Consider the following 15,603-nt stretch of genomic DNA (forward strand, 5'->3'; position numbering starts at 1 on the left):
TACACAGCGGCGTCGCCCGCCCCGATGGCTTCGGGACGGGCGACGCGAAAGCGCTGACGTGTGGTCAGGACATGTTCTCTTCGGCGTCGAGGTACGCCTGGATCTTCTCGTCCAGCGCGTTGGCCTCCGCACGGGCACGCTCGGCGGCCTCGTGCTCGCCTTCCCCGTCCAGACGCGCGGCCTTGGCCTTCAGATCGGCGGACTGCTGACGCAGCTCGTCGATGTTGACGCTGATGCCGCCCCCGGCTGCCACGCTCTGCCGGCCGGCGGCCGTGGTGGCGGCCTGCGCCGGCAGCGCCGCGAACAGCACACCGCCGGCCACGGCCGCCGTCACGGCGAGTGCGGAAATACGTCGATACATGAGATCCCCCTGGTCGAAAAATAGGTCGTTACCGGCCAGTAAGCCTACATGAAGTGATCTTGCGTTCCGACCACGGAGGGTGAAGGGCGGAGTCTCTGCGCACGACGGGCGGGTGATGACGGGACAGTCATGAGGGCAGGTGCCGACGGCGTCGATCCGGCATGAGGGAGCGTTGGTGCGGGAGGGCCCACTCTTTCACCGGAATTGTCGTGCGCGGAACGGTGACTCCGTCAGGGATTCACTTTCTGTGATGGATTGATGACAAGTTTTACAGAGCCTCCGGCGCCTCGCGACTCCGGAGAGCCGTAAGGGCTGTCCCGTAAACCCTGCCGGGCGCACGACGACAGCTACGGCGCCTCGCCGTGTTGTCGGGACCTCCGGATACGCAAACGGGGCGTGGCCGCCGCCACGCCCCGTCGGTGTCCGCTGTCCTACGGCCGGGGTCCGATGACCTCCGCACCGTCCCGGACGGTGATGGCCGCGGCCGGACAGACATCGGCGGCGTCCAGGGCGCGCTCGTCCGCCTCGATCCGGTCCTTCAGCGGCCGGGCGTACGCGCCGTCCACGACGAAGAGGTCCGCCGCGATGGCGGCGCAGGAGCCCGAGGCGATGCACTGCTGCGGGTCGATCTCCACATGCCAGGTCATCCGGTCACCACCCCACCGGCATGACCCGCGGCCCGCGCACCAGCATCTCGCTCTTCCACACCACGTCACCGGCCAGTCGCAGGTCCGGGAAGCGGCTGATCAGGGCGCCGATCGCCTCTTGGAGCTCCAGGCGGGCCAGCGGCGCACCGAGGCAGTGATGGACGCCGTGGCCGAATCCGAGGTGCTGAAGTCCGGTCCGGGAGATGTCCAGTTTCCCGGGGGTGTCGAAGCGCAGCGCGTCCCGGTTGGCGGCGCCCACCGCCACCAGGACCGGGGTTCCGGCCCGCACCAGCGTCCCGCCGACCTCGACATCCTCCGTGGCGTAGCGGGCCTGGCTCGCGCCACTGCCCAGCGGCACAAAGCGCAGTAACTCCTCCACCGCGCCGCCGATCAGCTCCGGCCGCTCGCGCAGCAGGGCGAGCTGGCCCGGGTGGTCCAGCAGCGCCAGCACGAAGTTGGGGATCTGGGTGGCGGTGGTCTCGTGCCCGGCGACCAGAATGCCGACGCAGAGGTCCACGAGTTCGACTTCGGACAGCCGGTCGTTGACATCCCGGGCGTCGATCAGCGCCGTCATCAGATCGTCCCGCGGAGCGCGCCGGTGCTCCTCGATCAACTGCCGCATATAGGCGCGGAGTTCTTCCATGTTGGCGTCGAATTCCGCCGCGGTCAGGGAACTTGTCGACAAGGCGGCATCGCTCCACACCCGGAACCGCGGCCGGTCCTCGGCCGGCACCCCGAGCATCCGGCAGATCACGGCGACGGGAATCGGCAGGGCGTAACGGTCCACCAGATCGGCCGGCGGCCCGGCCGCTTCCAGCTCGTCGAGCAGCTCACTCGCCAGCTGCTTGACCTGCGGCCGGAGCTTCTCGACCTGGCGGACGGTGAATGCCTTGGCCACCAGCGTCCGCAGCCGGGTGTGGTCGGGCGGGTCCATCCCCAGGATGCCGCTGTCCTGGCGTCCTTCGGACTGCCGGGGCTCGTCGTGCCGTGCGCCCTCGGCGCGGCTGAAACGCTGATCACCGAGGACGAACCGGGCCTCGGCGTACCGGGTCACGAGCCAGGCCGGCTCGCCGTAGGTCATCCGGACCTTCAGCAGTCCCGGCCGGCTGCGGGCGTGTTCGTACTCTTCGGAAAGCTCAAGGCTCTCGGGAACATTGAAGGGGTAGGAGAGGGGTGCTGTGTCGGCTGTGGTCAAGGCGACCTCCCTTGTGTAAGCACCTGCTTACATCACGGTAAGCCGCCCCCCGGAGGCGGTCAACGACGCATTGTGGCCGTCCTTGTGACGGGCCGACGAAGAGGAGCGTGGCGATGGCGAAGACCCCGCAGGACGGCACGGCGAACGCATCCCGCCGGGACGCGCAGGGCACCCGGCTGCGGTTGCTCGACGCCGCATCGGAGCTGTTCGCCGAGCGCGGCTACGAACGGGCGACGGTGCGCGACATCGCGTCCCGGGCCGGGGCCAACCAGGCCCTGTTGTTCCGCTACTTCGGATCGAAGAAAGCCCTGTTCGGCGAGGTGATGGCACGCGGCGGGCAGGAGCAGCTGCGCAGCACCCCCGCCGAGCGGCTGTTCGAGGTCGCGCTGCGCGGGATGCTGGCCGGCGGCGGTGGAGCGGGCGCCGACCGCTCGCTGGAGGTGTGCCTGCGCTCCATCGGCGGCAGCGACGAGATCGGGGAGGCGCTGCGCGGGCTGGGGGAGGAGTACGCGGAGGTCCTCGCCACGCTCTCCGAGTCCGATACCGGGGGTCTGCGGGCGGATCTGGCGCTGTCCTGGCTGCTGGGAATTGGCTTGATGCGTGTGGTCGTCGGCAAGGAGCCGCTGGCGAGCGCCGACCCCGACACGGTCTGCGCGCTCGTCGCGGGCGCCCTGGGGAACCTGCTGGAGAACCTGCCGAAGGACAGGCCGGCCGACCGGGAAAGCACCGGGAATCCGGAGTGAACAGCCAGGCCACGGTGGGGTTCGTTGCCCTGCGTGCTGCGTTCCAGTGACTCTGCGGCGGGTCGCAAGTCGATGGAGAAATGCCCGCTTATCGTCGTCTTTGCAGGAAATATTCATTTTCTGCGAAGTCGAGTGAAGGTGGAAACATGCTCCGTTCGATCCCGCGCGGCCTTGCAGTGGCCGGCCTGACCGCGGCTGCCCTCGTGGTGCCGACGGCAGGCGCCGCCACCGCCGCGACCACGCCCCCCAGCGGTACCCAGGCTGCCAACTGCGCCTCGCACCGCTGCGAGAAGGGCCACCCCGGCAATCAGCAGCACAGCCGCCACCAAGGCCGCGTCGGACAGCGTGGTCACGACGGCTATGACGGCTTCGGCCGCGACCGCCGCGACGGCTACGGCCGCGACGGCGGCTACGACCGCTTCGACCGCGACGGCTACGGCCGCGACCGCGACCGCTACGACCGTGACCGCTACGACCACGACGGCTACGACCGCGACGGCCGCGGCCTGGGCAGGAACGGCCTGCTCAACCTCGGCCTGCTCGGCCTCCTCTGATACTCGTTCGGACAGCGCGCGGTGGGCCCGGGGTCATGACCCCGGGCCCTCTGTCCGTCCGGGCGTGGCCGAAGTTCACCCGGTGGCGTTCACCGCGGGTAACGGCTGGTCAGGAGCGGTGTCCCGGGGCGGGATCAAGCCACATTTCACGATTCAACGTTTTTGGTATCCATATAATCGTTGTCATTGGCCTTGCGTGATGGCAGGATTGTTCTGTCGCATCGCGAATGGGGGATTTGCGACAACGGGGGACGGGGGAAGAGTCCCTTCTGCGTAGCGCGCACCTGACCCGTGCGCCGACCAACAAGCCCGTGGGCTCCTCGCTTTGGCGAGCGCAATTGTTCTGCGCTGCCCATTTTCAAGGTTTGGATTCTGGTGATAGCGGAAGAAGTTTATGATCTCGTGCTGGATGATCTCTTCATCCGGCTTGACCAATTAGTTCCCGGCAGTTCAGTCTTCCTCAAACTGGAAGGTCTCAATCCTGCCGGTTCGGTAAAACTCAAAACGGCTGTCGCACTGGTAGCGGCGGCCGAGGAATCCGGGCGCTGCTTTCCGCGGACCCGGCTGATCGAATCGACGTCGGGAAACCTCGGCGTCGCCCTGGCGATGGTGTGTGCGGCGAAGGGTTACCGGCTGACCTGTGTCACGGACCCCAACTCCACCGTCCAGTCGCGGCGTCTGATGGAGGTCCTGGGCGCCGAAGTGGTGGTCATCGACGTCAGGGACGTCCAGGGCGGCTATCTCCAGTCGCGTATCGACTACATCGGCGAGCGGCTGCGCCGCGACCCCGACCTGTTCTGGCTGAACCAGTACGCCAACCCGGCCGGGCCGCAGGCCCACCGGGACCGCACGGGCCGTGCGCTCCTCGAGGAGATCGGCCATATCGACTACGCCTTCATCGGGGCCGGAACGACGGGGACCCTGATGGGCTGCGCGGAGTACCTGCGCCGCCACAGCCCCGCCACCCGGATCATCGCGGTGGACGCCGAGGGCTCCGTGACCTTCGGCGGGCCCGCCGCCCGTCGTCACATTCCCGGTCTGGGGACCAGCCGGCGGCCGGAAATTCTGGACACCGGGAATATCGACGAGGTCGTGCTCATTTCCGAGTCGGCTGCCGTGGAGATGTGCCGGACGCTGGCCGAAGAACGCGGGCTGCTGCTGGGGGGCTCGTCCGGCACGGTGCTGTGTGCCGTGCAGGATGCCGCGAAGGAGATCCCGGACGGAAGTGTCGTGGTGGCCATTTCACCCGACTTCGGGGACCGCTATCTGGAGACCATCTACAACGACGACTGGGTGGCGGAACGCTGGCCCGAGACCGTCGGCAACAAGAAAATATCTCAGGCACCGGCCTGAGTGGGGGGAAATTCCTGATGTTCAACTTTGAGATCGTGGCCGGGGAAACGGTCCGTCAAGTTCTGCACGACAAGCGTGCGGACGTGCTCGGCATTGTCAGCAGCGCCTACCGGGCGCATGAGGCCGGGGACTCCGTCAACCCGGACAGCTACTTCCTGCGCTTTCCGGAGAAGCCGGATTCCCGGATCATCGCGCTGCCGGCCTTCCTGGGCGCCGATGTCCAGCTCGCCGGCATCAAGTGGATCGCGAGCTTCCCGGGCAACACCCGCCGCGGCAACCCGCGCGCCTCGGCCGTCCTGCTCCTGAACGACTACGAGACCGGCTACCCGATCGCCTGCCTCGAAGCCGCCAACATCAGCGCGGCGCGCACCGCCGCCTCCGCGGCCGTCGCGGCGACCGCGCTCCGCCCGGACGGCTTCGCGGGGACCCGTATCGCCGTCGTGGGCGGTGGCGTCATCGCCCGCAACATCTGCGACTACCTGAACGTCGCGGGCTGCGCACCGGACGCCTATCTCGTTCACGACCTCGACGAGGCATCCGGACAGGCGCTGGCCGATCACGTCCGTAGCACCCAGAACCGTCCGGCCACCTTCACCGCCGACCTCGACGAAGCGCTGCGCGCCGACACCGTCGTGTTCGCCACGACCGCGCTCGAGCCCTACGTCAGCACACCGTTCAAGCCCGGCCAGCTCGTGCTCAACATCTCCCTGCGTGACCTCACCCCCGAGGTGATCCTGGGCGCGGACAACATCTTCGACGACGTCGAGCACTGTCTGAAGGCCCAGACCTCACCCCACCTGGCCGAGCAGCTGTCCGGCTCCCGCGAGTTCGTGACCGGCACCCTCGCCGGAGTGCTGAACGGCGAGGTGACGCCCTCCGCGGACCGCCCGGTGATCTTCTCGCCGTTCGGGCTGGGCGTGCTGGACCTCGCCGTGGGGGCGTTCGTCCTCGGCGCGGCCCGCAAGGACGGCAGCACCATCGAGGTGCCCAACTTCTTCGGGGAGACGCGCCGGTGGTGAATCACAGACCTCTCTCCGTCGCGATCGTGGGCGCCGGATCGCGAGGGCTGGGCGTCTTCGAGCGGCTCGTCGCGCACTGCCTGGCGCAGCCGGCCCCGCTCACCGTCCACCTCATCGACCCGCAGCCCTTCGGTGCCGGCTTCCATCTGCCCGGCCAGCCCGACCAGCTGCTGCTCAACACCGTCTGCGCACAGCTCTCGGCCTTCGCCGACGACCGGATGGTCGACGGCCCCGTACCGCTCCCCGGCCCCTCGTTACACGCCTGGTGCCGGGACCGGGACCTGCGGCTGGCGGACGACGGCTACACCGTGCGCGCGGGCGAAGGGCGGGAGATCCAGCCCAACGACTTCCTGCCGCGCCGGCTGCTGAGCGAATACCTCACCTGGGCGGCGGAGGAGATCGCCGGCGCCGCGCCCGAAAGCCTCACCCTGCGGCAGCACCGTACGACGGCCGTCGACATCCTGCCCGGAGCGTCGGACACCGAGACGGTCGTCCTCGCCGACGGCACCCGGATCGACGCCGACGCCGTGTTCGTCACCGTCGGGCACCACTCGCTCTACGCCCCCGCGGAACCCGCTCCCGACCCCCGGCTGGTCACCCGCCCCTATCCGCTGCCCGAGGCGCTGGACAGCATCGGAGCGGGCGAACGGGTCGCCGTCCTCGGCATGGGGCTGACGGCCATGGACGTCATCGCCACGCTGACCCTCGGCCGCGGCGGCCGGCACACGACGAACGCGCACGGGATGAGCTATCTGCCCAGTGGGCGGGAGCCGTTGATCGTGCTCACCAACCGCTCCGGGATGCCCTCGCGCAGCCGCCCGCGCCTCCACCCGGGACGGATGCGCTTCGTTCCGCTGGCACTGACCACGGAGCGCCTCGACGCGCTCCGGGCGCGGCGGCCCGACCGGCGGATCGACTTCACCGCCGACGTGCTGCCGCTCATCGAGACCGAGATGGAACTGGCCTACTACCGCGTCCTGTTGGGCCGGGAGATGGGCGACGCCACGGACGCGGGGCTGGAGATGGCCCGGCGCTGCGCCCAGGCCGGTCCCGAGACCCTGCGCGACGAGCTGCGCGCCCGGTTCGGCACCACCCCGGTGCCCGGGATCCTGTTCGCGAACCTCTCCGACCGGCGGTGGACGGAGTACGCCGCCTACCGCGACTGGTTCACCGCGGAGGTCGCCGCCGACCTGGCCGAGGCCCGCGACGGCCTCGGGGTGAGCCCGCTCAAGGAAGCCCTGGAGGTGCTCCGCGACCACCGCGATGTGCTGCGTGCGGTCATCGACCCGCCGGGAGTCGACGACGCGTCGCTGGCCACCTTCTTCGGGGAGTTCGCCTCGACGGTGAACCGCCAGGTCATCGGCCCGCAGCTGGACCGGTCGGCGGAGCTGCTCTCGCTGATCGACGCGGGGATCGTCCGGCTCGGCCCCGGCCCGCAGCCGAAGATCGTCGCACCGGCCGGCCAGGGCCCCTGGCGCCTGGAATCCACCTGCCTGGCCGAGCCGTTGCGGATCGAGGTCGACCACGTGGTGCAGGCGCACGTGGCCGAGCCGAGTGCCGACCGGGCGCCCGGGACGCTGCTCGGCACGCTCGTCGCCGCCGGCCGCGTCCGTACCCTCGCGCACCGCGGGACGACGGTGCACGGGCTGGACGTCACCCGGGAGGGCCAGGGGATCGACCGCACCGGCGCCCCGCAGCCACGTCTGTTCTTCCTCGGGCCGCACACCGAGGGATCCAGCTACTACAACCACTATGTGCCCTCACCCGGCGCGCCCTCCCGTGCGCTGCTGGACGCGGAACTTGCCCTGAGCACCGCTCTGCCGTCACTGATTTCGAGGAAGCGATGAACAACAGCGAGACCTTCACCCCCTGGACGCAGGAGTACCGGCCCGAGACGCGCGCCGCGCAGGGCGACGGCTGGCGCTGCCCGACCACCGGCGCGGTGCCGCCCCCGATCGGGCTGGGCGCGACCTTCGCACGCGACAACGAGTACCGGGCGCCGGCCGGAATGGCGTATCTGCGGGACCAGGGCACACCGGGGTACGAGCAGGTCGAGCAGGTGGTGGCGGGCCTGGAGGGCGGCTCGGACGCGCTGGTCTTCTCGTCCGGCATGGCCGCCGCCACCGCCGTCTTCCAGGTGCTGCCGGCCGGTGCGCGGGTCGTGGTCCCGGAGACCATGTACTTCGGTCTCACCAAGTGGCTGCGGGAGTTCGGCACGCCGCGCGGCCTGGAGGTCGTCCAGGCACCCATGAACGACCTGGCCGCGGTGACGGCCGCGGTGACCGCCGCCCCCACCGCGCTGGTGTGGGCGGAGTCTCCGGCGAACCCCACCTGGACGGTGACCGACATCGCCGCCGTCGCCGAGATCGCCCACCAGGCCGGTGCGCTGTTCGGCGTCGACAACACCGTCCCCACCCCGGTGCACTCCAAGCCATTCGCGCTCGGCGCGGACCTGATCATGCATTCGGGCACCAAGTACCTCAACGGTCACACCGATGTCGTCGCCGGACTTCTCGTCAAGGCGCCGGGCAGCAGCGAGGCCCGGGACGAGATCTGGGAGCGGCTGCGGCTGCACCGCCGGCTGACCGGCCCGATACTCGGCCCCATGGAGACCTACCTCCTGATGCGCGGCATACGGACGCTCTTCCCCCGTATGCGGCAGATCTCGGAGACCGCGATGGCCGTGGCCGAGCACTTCGCCGAGCACCCGCGCATCCGGCGGGTGGCCTACCCAGGGCTCGCCAGCGACCCGGGACACGCCGTCGCCGTCCGGCAGATGACGGGCGGCTTCAGCGGCATGCTCTCACTGCATGTCGACGGCGAGTGGCAGCAGTCCCTGCGGACCGCGAACCACTGCGAACTCTTCATCCGCGCCACGTCGTTGGGCGGTGTGGAGAGTCTGATCGAACACCGCTACACCTTCGAAGGACCGGGTAGTACCTCGCCGAAGGACATGCTGCGGCTGTCCATAGGTCTGGAGAGCCCCGCAGACCTTGTCGCCGACCTCGAACAGGCCCTGGAAAAGGCCGTGAAGGAAGACCGTTGAGTTCCAAGACACCCACGCCCCACCCCGATGCCGCACCGCCGGGTTCCGCCCCGCCGGAGCGCGCGGAGCCGGCGGAGGCGGCGGACGGGCCCCCGGCACCGGGGGCCCGGCCCGGCCTGTTCCGTGACGCCTCGCTGTCCGCGGTCCTGGCGGGCTTCGTCGCCGTCGTCGTGTCCTACTCGGGCCCGCTCGTCATCGTGCTCGCGGCGGCCTCCGCCGGACATCTGAACACCGCTCAGACCAGCTCCTGGGTCTGGGCCATCTCCATCGGCAGCGGGCTCACCTGTATCGCGCTGAGCCTGCGCACCAAGATGCCGGTCATCACCGCCTGGTCGACACCGGGCGCGGCCCTGCTGGTGACCAGCCTGGGGGCGTACTCCTACGCGGAGGCCATCGGCGCGTTCATCGTCACCGGCTTGGTGATCACCCTGGTCGGCCTGACCGGAGTGTTCGGCTGGCTGATGCGGCAGGTGCCCACCGCCGTGGTCTCCGCGATGCTCGCCGGCATCCTCTTCTCGTTCGGCACCGGGGTGTTCACCTCCCTCAAGACCGCGCCGCTCATCGCCGGTTCGGTGCTGCTCGCCTACCTCCTGGCGAAGCGGTGGCTGCCCCGGTACGCCGTCCTGGTCGCCCTGGCGGCGGGCGTCGCGGCCAGTGCGGTCAGCTCCCGGCTGGACATCCACCTGGACCGGATCGAGCTGGCCAAGCCGGTGCTGACGACCCCGGAGTTCTCGCTCGCCTCCCTCGTCGGCATCGCGGTGCCGATGATCCTGGCGACGCTCGCCTCCCAGAACGCACCCGGCATGGCCGTGCTCACCGCCTCCGGCTACGAGCCCAAGGACCGCCTCCTGATCGGTTCCACGGGCCTGGTCTCCACGGCCCTGGCCCCGTTCGGCTCGCATGCCATCAACCTCGCGGCGATCACCGCCGCCATCTGCACCGGCCCCGAGTCGCACCGCGACCCGCGGCGGCGCTATGTGGCCGGCGTCTCCTGCGGAGCGTTCTATCTCCTGATCGGAGCCTTCGGTTCCACACTGGTGGTGCTCTTCGCCGGCCTTCCGAAGGAACTGGTGGCCGCGGTCGCCGGCGTCGCCCTGCTCGGTGCGCTGGCCGGCGGGCTGACCGGGGCGGTGAAGGAGGAGAAGGACCGCGAGGCGGCCCTGATCACCTTCCTCGCCACCGCCTCCGGCCTCACCCTCTTCGGCATCGGCTCCGCCTTCTGGGGCCTCCTCTTCGGCGTCATCGCCCACCTCGTCCTGACCCGCTTCCGCAAGCCCACGGAAGCCGCCAACTGAGCCGGGCCGGCCCTGCGCCGGCAGCGGCCACGACACGACCGGGACCCGCACGGGCCGCCGGGCACCTTTGTGTGTCCGGCGGCCCGTGCGGGTTGGACGGTCTTCTCCCGCTCCTCGTACGGCCGTTGGGCGAGCGCGGCCCGGTCCGCGGTGAGCGTCGGCCGGTCGGCTAGCCCGAGGAGACCGCGGCTTCGATATGGGCGAGCTGGGCCGCGAGGAGCTCCTCGAACGCGGCGCCGCGGTCCGCCCCGAGCGGGCGGACGTCACGGGCGAAGTGCGCCAGGGCCGGGAAGCGTTCGGGGTCGGCGCCCAGTACCGCCACGCGGAACAGCTCCATGCCCTGTTCGTGCTCCTGCGGGGTGAGCGTGCCGGCCCCGGCCTCGGAAGCGATCAACGCGGAGATGAGGACCACGATCCGGTGGTAGCGCACCGGGATCTCCTCCTCGGGCAGCCCCGACGCGCGCAGCGCCTGGAGCACCTCTTCCATGACCAGCCGCGAACCGGTGCCGCTCGACGCGTAACGTCCCCAGACCGCGGCGAGCTGGGGCTGCTGCCCGAAGGCATCTCTCACCCGCAGGGCCAGGGCCGTGATGCGCTGCTTCCAGTCGCCCTCGGCGCGGTGGCCGTCCATGGCGGCCAGCAGAATCCGGTCGGCGACCGCGCGCAGCAGTTCGGTCTTGCTGCGGAAGTGCCGGTAAAGGCTGGAGGAATCGGTCCCGAGGGCCGCGGCCAGCTTGCGCACGCTGAACGAATCCGCGTCGCTCGTGCGCAGTAGCTCCGCCGCCGCGTCCAGGATCTCTTCGGTCGACCAACGCCTTCGGCCTGCCATCTCGCTCCTCTCGCCGGATTTCAGCCTAACTTATGCACTTGGTGTTGCACGCATCGCGTGCATAATGAGGACATGAGCTGGCCGGACGGCCCGGCGGGAGTGCGGGCCGGCCTGCCACGCGTGCCCTGTTGTCCGGGATCAGGCGACCGATGCGGAGCCCACCCCGGGGAATCCGAAAGGACGCATGACGTGACGAACCCACTGGATCCCGCGGCGCTGGACGCGGCCATCGAGAACGTCCACCGCGCCGGCCTGCCGGGCCTGTTCGCCGAGGTGCGGGACGGCGACCAGGTCTGGCGCGGCGCCGCCGGGGTCGCCGATGTCGCCACCGGCCGCCCGGTCACCGCCGGCATGCGGCACCGCGTCGGCAGCATCACCAAGACCTTCACCGCCGCCGCCGTCCTCCAGCAGGTCGAGAGCGGCCGGATAGGGCTCGACACACCGGTCGGCCGGTACCTTCCGAAGCTGGTTCCCGGCGCCCGCGGTGCCGCGATCACGGTCCGGATGCTGATCAACCACACCAGCGGCCTCGCCGAGTACCTCCCGTACGCCTACCCGTCCCTGAAGGCGTACCCCGCCCTCGCGGACACCGGACCCCAGAGCCTGGACGACCACCGGCTCACGCGGTTCGACCCCATCGAACTGATCGAGATGGGGGTCACCGCACCTGCCGTCGGCGCCCCGGGCGGTACACCGGGGGTGTACTCCAACACCAACTACCTGCTCCTCGTCCAACTCCTGGAACAGGCGACCGGCACCACGGCCGAGCGGTACCTCACCCAAAGCGTCATCGAGCGCGCCGGGCTCCGGGACACCGAACTCCCCGCCGGACCGTACGTCAACGGGCCGCACTCGAAGCTCTACGAGGCATGGTTCGGCATGATCGACCCGCCGCGCGACTACAGCGTCTACGACATGTCATGGGTGGGGCCGTCGGCCTCGCTGATCTCCACCGTCTCGGACCTGAACCGCTTCTACGGCCTGTTGCTGGCCGGGGAGATCGTCAGCCCGACGTCGCTGGCGCAGATGCAACGCACCGTCCCGGTCGTCTCCCAGGAGGGAAAGACGATCGACTACGGCCTCGGCCTGCACCCGATGGAGGGGCCCGGTCAGGGCACCTTCTGGGGCCATGGCGGCACGGTCTGGGGTGGCGGAGCGCTGGCCATGACCCGTGCCGACGGCAAGCGGCAACTGGCGGTCGCGGTGAACATGCAGCGGTGGAACCGGCTCGACTCCGCCGGCCGGCCGCGGGCCCATCCCATCGACGACGCGCTGGCGACGCTGTACCGCGTGGCGATGTACGGCTGACCGGGCCACCACCCGTCTGACACGAGCACCACCGTACGGATATCCGGTCACGACGCCCCGGACCCCGTTCCCTCCTGCTTCAGCTTCGTCACCTTCCGGGGGAGCGGCCCGGTGCCGTCAGCCGGCGGGGGAGTGGTGTCGGCCGGGCCGGTGCCCTGCTTCAGGCTGTCGAGAATGGCCAGGGACTGGCCGACGATGCCGGAGACGATCTCGTTCAGCCCGTCGGAGCCGTTGAGCACGGTCAGCCGGGCGCCGGAGAGGCCCTCGGCGGCGGCCTCGGCGAGGACGGGGAGGTTCTCGACGGTGCGGTTGGCGGCGATCAGTTCCTGGTTGCCGTCCCGCAGCGAGCCCGCGAGGGCCGTGTTGGCGTCGGCCCGCGCCTGGGCGACGGTCCGTTCGGTGTACGCGTGGGCGTCCGCCTCGTACCGGACCTGGTCACGCTGCGCCTCCGCCAGGGTGCGCAGCCGGTACGCCTCGGCGTCCGCGGGGCGGCGTACCTCGGCCTCCAGCCGCTGGGCGGCGAGCGCGGCCTGCCGCTGGGCCAGCGCGGTCTGCTCCTCGATGACCTCCTGCGAGGCCCTGGCCTGGGAGAGCGGGCCGGCCTGCGCGGCCCGGGCGTTGTACTGCTCGGTCTCGGCGAGGAACCCCGCCCGTTTGATCGCGGTGTCCCGCTCGTACTCGGCCTTCAACGCCGCCGCCTGCTGCTCGCGTTCGGTCGCCTCCTGGTCGGCCTTGGCCTGCGCGATCCGGGCCGTGCTGGCCACCGCGGCGGCGTGCGGTGCGGCGAGATTGGTGATGTAGCCGGAGGTGTCGGCGATCTCCTGGATCTGAAGGGCGTCGACGACGATGCCGAGCTTCTCCATCTCGGAGTGGCTGCCGTCCTTGACCTCCTGGGCGACCCGGTCCCGCTCCCGGATGATCTGCTCGACGGTCAGTCCGCCGACGATCGAGCGCAGATGACCGGCGAAGATCCGGCCCACCAGCTCTTCCATGGTGGCCTGCTCGGCCAGGAACCGGCGCGCGGCGTTGGCGATGGACGTCTGGTCGTCCCCGACCTTGAAGACGGCGACCGCCCGGACGCCGAGCCGGATGCCCTGCTGGGTGACGCAGTCCTCGGAGATCTCCGCCTCCCGCAGCGACAGCGACAGCACACTCGCCTTCTGTTTGACGGGCAGGACCCAGCAGCCGTGGCCGGTGACGATACGGAATTGGGCGTCCCCGGCCCGGCGCTTCGAGCCGGAGATCAACAGCGCCTCATTGGGCGCGGGAACATGCCAGAACAACATCGGAACGCTCCTGGTCCGGTGCGACCGGCCCGGTGGGGGTGCGGGCACGGCCGCGGGAAAAGGGAGTGCTCACGTGGCCGGCGACGGTCGGCGGGACCGCCGGGTCACGCGGGCAGCGGCGCGACGATCACCGACCGCGCCGAGGTGTGGTCCACCACGATGACCTGCGTGTGCCGGGCGATGGGCTCGCGGGACCAGGCGGCGAATGCCTCGGTGCCGCCGCGTACGGGCAGCAGCACCTCACCCGGGCCGTCGGTCGGGATGGAGACGGTCACCCGCCCGATCACCCCGATCGGGCTGAAGTCCGTGTCATCCGTCGCGCTCACCCGGGCTCCGTCGCTGGTCAAAGCCGCTGTCGGCGCAGCCGCCGGACAGCGGGAAATCCTCGACAACTCAACGGTACTCCGGCCGGGGTGCCGCCCGCGCCGCCGGTCCGGCGGGCGCCGCGGACCGGTTTCAGGCGTCCAGACGGGCGGGCCGGGCCGCCGGGACCGACGGCTTTCTCGGGGGCAGTACGTCGGGCGCACGATGGGGCCGAAGGGCCGTGAGGGCGATCTCGGTCTCCTCCATCAGCGCGCGGTAGGAGACCAGGCGCTGCCACTCGGGATCGGCGACCCCGGGCACCGTGGCGGCGCGCTCGGTCCACTGCTTCACCAGCCCGGCGTACACCGGGGTCTGCCTGATGACCTCCGCGGTGATCCACCGCGGCATCTGCCCGGGGCGGGGGAGGGACGTCGGTCCGTGACCTGCGACGGTGCCGGAAGAGGGGACGCTCATGGCCGTAGAAACGATTCTTCGACGCTGGGGTCACTGCGTATTTTTGCAGCCGTCCGTACTTCCGCCAGGCAGGCAGGGGCGCATCTCCATCGAATATCACCTTATGCAGTGATCTATAGCCGGGAAGCGGTCCAATCCGGACGAAGGAACGTTGTCGCAGTCATGGAACCGAGGGAGTTGTGGGAGCGCCACGCGGTACTCGCACAGGCGTTTTGCAGCAGCGATGACGAGGTCCGCCGTACACAGGGACTCCTCGACGAGGCCGAGGCCCGCCGTTCGCGGACCCTGGCCGCCTTCGCCGTGACCGTGGGCAGCGACGCGGTGGTGGCGGATCTGCTCGGCCTGGACGAACGCGAAGTGCGGCTGGCCCGGCGCACGGTGGGCAAGGACGACGCCCGCGCGGTCGCCAAGAGCCTGCTCGCCCAGCCCCCGTGCGAGCCCGCCCCCGCACCACAGCAGCCCGCGCCGCAGGCCCCGGCGGCGCCGGCCCCCGCGCCACAGCCCGCCCAGGGGGCCGCGGCGCCCGGCCCCGCCGCACATGTCGCGCCGCCGCCCCAGCCGGGCCCGGCCGCCGCCCCGCAGCCCTCCGAACCGGCCTGGGCCCCGGCGCTGGACGCGGTCCTGATGAGCAGCTGGCACAACGGAGTCGACCTCACCGCCCTGGCCACCGAACTCGGCCTCGACGTCCGGCTGCTGGTGGGCCGCGCACAACAACTGTCCGCAGAGAGCCGCCCGATGCCGTCTTCCCCCTCGGACCGCACGGGACGGCACCGCCGGCTGGTCAACGTGCCGCCCCCACAGCCGGAGGCTTCCCCTCTGACATGGCAGGAGCCCTGGAAGCAACAGCCGTACCAGCACTACCCGGACCAGCAGCAGTACCAGGAATACCGGGTGTACGAGGAACACCAGCAGTATCAGCAGCCCACCCCGCAGCCCACCTGGGACGCCAATGCCATCACCGCCGCCCAGCACGACTGGGACGGCATCCTCAGCCAGTGGGAGGCCACCGCCGCGCCCCAACCACCCCTCTCCGCACCGGGGCAGGGCGGCGGGTGACCGGACCGCGCCGCCGGGCGTCGATTACAGTGGGCGCCGAGCCGTGACTGGCGCTTGGGTGGAGCACCACCGGGGAGCGGCTCGGCCATCCACGGCCGGTGCCGCGCGCCTGGGCGATCCCACCTGACGCTCAG

The 15,603-nt window shown here is 70.6% G+C and carries 16 protein-coding genes and 1 riboswitch; of the genes, 9 read left to right on the forward strand and 7 right to left on the reverse strand.

The genetic code is table 11. The features are described 5' to 3' along the window. Positions 1-64: 64 nt before the first annotated feature. The 3 genes from ACFWJW_RS28640 to ACFWJW_RS28650 form a co-directional block, all read right to left on the reverse strand. Entirely contained in the window at positions 65-361 is a 297-nt protein-coding gene (locus ACFWJW_RS28640; RefSeq protein ID WP_387246838.1) for a hypothetical protein, read from the reverse strand. A gap of 431 nt (positions 362-792) precedes the next feature. Beyond that, positions 793-1,008: a ferredoxin gene (locus ACFWJW_RS28645; protein WP_387246840.1), complete on the reverse strand. Its 216-nt coding sequence runs from the start codon at positions 1,006-1,008 to the stop codon at positions 793-795. Positions 1,009-1,012: 4 nt separating this feature from the next. After that, entirely contained in the window at positions 1,013-2,203 is a 1,191-nt protein-coding gene (locus tag ACFWJW_RS28650) for a cytochrome P450 (RefSeq protein ID WP_387246843.1), read from the reverse strand. A 113-nt stretch (positions 2,204-2,316) separates the two neighbouring features. Between ACFWJW_RS28650 and ACFWJW_RS28655 the strand changes: the two genes are divergently transcribed. The 7 genes from ACFWJW_RS28655 to ACFWJW_RS28685 all read left to right on the forward strand — a co-directional run bounded on the left by ACFWJW_RS28655 (position 2,317) and on the right by ACFWJW_RS28685 (position 10,213). Beyond that, positions 2,317-2,946, forward strand: a complete 630-nt coding sequence (locus ACFWJW_RS28655; protein WP_387246845.1) for a TetR/AcrR family transcriptional regulator — start codon at positions 2,317-2,319, stop codon at positions 2,944-2,946. Between the two features lie 146 nt (positions 2,947-3,092). Then, positions 3,093-3,500 (forward strand): hypothetical protein, encoded by a 408-nt coding sequence (locus tag ACFWJW_RS28660; RefSeq protein ID WP_387246848.1) that lies wholly within the window; start codon positions 3,093-3,095, stop codon positions 3,498-3,500. A gap of 402 nt (positions 3,501-3,902) precedes the next feature. Then, positions 3,903-4,853, forward strand: coding sequence for a 2,3-diaminopropionate biosynthesis protein SbnA (sbnA, locus tag ACFWJW_RS28665; protein ID WP_387246851.1), 951 nt, complete (start codon positions 3,903-3,905; stop codon positions 4,851-4,853). Between the two features lie 17 nt (positions 4,854-4,870). After that, positions 4,871-5,872, forward strand: coding sequence for a 2,3-diaminopropionate biosynthesis protein SbnB (gene sbnB / locus ACFWJW_RS28670; RefSeq protein WP_387246853.1), 1,002 nt, complete (start codon positions 4,871-4,873; stop codon positions 5,870-5,872). Further along, on the forward strand, positions 5,869-7,719 hold the full coding sequence (locus ACFWJW_RS28675; protein ID WP_387246856.1) for an FAD/NAD(P)-binding protein: 1,851 nt from the start codon (positions 5,869-5,871) through the stop codon (positions 7,717-7,719). The genes sbnB and ACFWJW_RS28675 overlap by 4 nt, the downstream gene beginning before the upstream one ends. Next, entirely contained in the window at positions 7,716-8,918 is a 1,203-nt protein-coding gene (locus ACFWJW_RS28680) for a trans-sulfuration enzyme family protein (RefSeq protein ID WP_387246858.1), read from the forward strand. Before ACFWJW_RS28675 ends, ACFWJW_RS28680 begins: the two co-directional genes overlap by 4 nt. Further along, positions 8,915-10,213, forward strand: coding sequence for a benzoate/H(+) symporter BenE family transporter (locus ACFWJW_RS28685; RefSeq protein WP_387246862.1), 1,299 nt, complete (start codon positions 8,915-8,917; stop codon positions 10,211-10,213). The genes ACFWJW_RS28680 and ACFWJW_RS28685 overlap by 4 nt, the downstream gene beginning before the upstream one ends. A gap of 169 nt (positions 10,214-10,382) precedes the next feature. Here ACFWJW_RS28685 and ACFWJW_RS28690 read toward each other — a convergent pair whose 3' ends face one another. Further along, positions 10,383-11,042, reverse strand: a complete 660-nt coding sequence (locus tag ACFWJW_RS28690; RefSeq protein WP_387246865.1) for a TetR/AcrR family transcriptional regulator — start codon at positions 11,040-11,042, stop codon at positions 10,383-10,385. 189 nt (positions 11,043-11,231) lie between these two features. Here ACFWJW_RS28690 and ACFWJW_RS28695 point away from each other — a divergent pair, with 189 nt between their 5' ends. Beyond that, a complete protein-coding gene (locus ACFWJW_RS28695) occupies positions 11,232-12,350 on the forward strand; it encodes a serine hydrolase domain-containing protein (protein WP_387246867.1) in 1,119 nt (372 codons plus the stop codon). A gap of 47 nt (positions 12,351-12,397) precedes the next feature. Here the strand turns inward: ACFWJW_RS28695 and ACFWJW_RS28700 are convergent, their stop codons facing one another. From ACFWJW_RS28700 to ACFWJW_RS28710, 3 genes are all read right to left on the reverse strand, one after another. Beyond that, on the reverse strand, positions 12,398-13,636 hold the full coding sequence (locus tag ACFWJW_RS28700) for an SPFH domain-containing protein (protein WP_387246870.1): 1,239 nt from the start codon (positions 13,634-13,636) through the stop codon (positions 12,398-12,400). Positions 13,637-13,740: 104 nt separating this feature from the next. Then, a complete protein-coding gene (locus tag ACFWJW_RS28705) occupies positions 13,741-13,962 on the reverse strand; it encodes a hypothetical protein (RefSeq protein ID WP_078885681.1) in 222 nt (73 codons plus the stop codon). 130 nt (positions 13,963-14,092) lie between these two features. Continuing rightward, the gene (locus tag ACFWJW_RS28710) at positions 14,093-14,413 is read right to left on the reverse strand and encodes a hypothetical protein (RefSeq protein ID WP_387246873.1); all 321 of its coding nucleotides are present in this window, start codon (positions 14,411-14,413) and stop codon (positions 14,093-14,095) included. A gap of 162 nt (positions 14,414-14,575) precedes the next feature. Here ACFWJW_RS28710 and ACFWJW_RS28715 point away from each other — a divergent pair, with 162 nt between their 5' ends. After that, positions 14,576-15,469 (forward strand): hypothetical protein, encoded by an 894-nt coding sequence (locus ACFWJW_RS28715; RefSeq protein ID WP_387246875.1) that lies wholly within the window; start codon positions 14,576-14,578, stop codon positions 15,467-15,469. 33 nt (positions 15,470-15,502) lie between these two features. After that, a riboswitch (ZMP/ZTP riboswitch) is annotated at positions 15,503-15,591 on the forward strand. Positions 15,592-15,603: the final 12 nt, after the last annotated feature.

It is taken from the genome of Streptomyces sp. NPDC127097, assembly GCF_042724075.1.
Classification (GTDB): Bacteria; Actinomycetota; Actinomycetes; order Streptomycetales; family Streptomycetaceae; genus Streptomyces.

Excerpts from the sequence above, each read along its gene's own strand:
- ACFWJW_RS28660 (WP_387246848.1), top strand. The coding sequence starts at position 3,093 with ATGCTCCGTTCGATCCCGCGCGGCCTTGCAGTGGCCGGCCTGACCGCG.
- sbnB (WP_387246853.1), top strand. The coding sequence starts at position 4,871 with ATGTTCAACTTTGAGATCGTGGCCGGGGAAACGGTCCGTCAAGTTCTG.
- ACFWJW_RS28680 (WP_387246858.1), top strand. The coding sequence starts at position 7,716 with ATGAACAACAGCGAGACCTTCACCCCCTGGACGCAGGAGTACCGGCCC.
- ACFWJW_RS28690 (WP_387246865.1), bottom strand. The coding sequence starts at position 11,042 with ATGGCAGGCCGAAGGCGTTGGTCGACCGAAGAGATCCTGGACGCGGCG.
- ACFWJW_RS28700 (WP_387246870.1), bottom strand. The coding sequence starts at position 13,636 with ATGTTGTTCTGGCATGTTCCCGCGCCCAATGAGGCGCTGTTGATCTCC.
- ACFWJW_RS28715 (WP_387246875.1), top strand. The coding sequence starts at position 14,576 with ATGGAACCGAGGGAGTTGTGGGAGCGCCACGCGGTACTCGCACAGGCG.
- ACFWJW_RS28710 (WP_387246873.1), bottom strand. The coding sequence starts at position 14,413 with ATGAGCGTCCCCTCTTCCGGCACCGTCGCAGGTCACGGACCGACGTCC.
- ACFWJW_RS28645 (WP_387246840.1), bottom strand. The coding sequence starts at position 1,008 with ATGACCTGGCATGTGGAGATCGACCCGCAGCAGTGCATCGCCTCGGGC.
- ACFWJW_RS28655 (WP_387246845.1), top strand. The coding sequence starts at position 2,317 with ATGGCGAAGACCCCGCAGGACGGCACGGCGAACGCATCCCGCCGGGAC.
- ACFWJW_RS28640 (WP_387246838.1), bottom strand. The coding sequence starts at position 361 with ATGTATCGACGTATTTCCGCACTCGCCGTGACGGCGGCCGTGGCCGGC.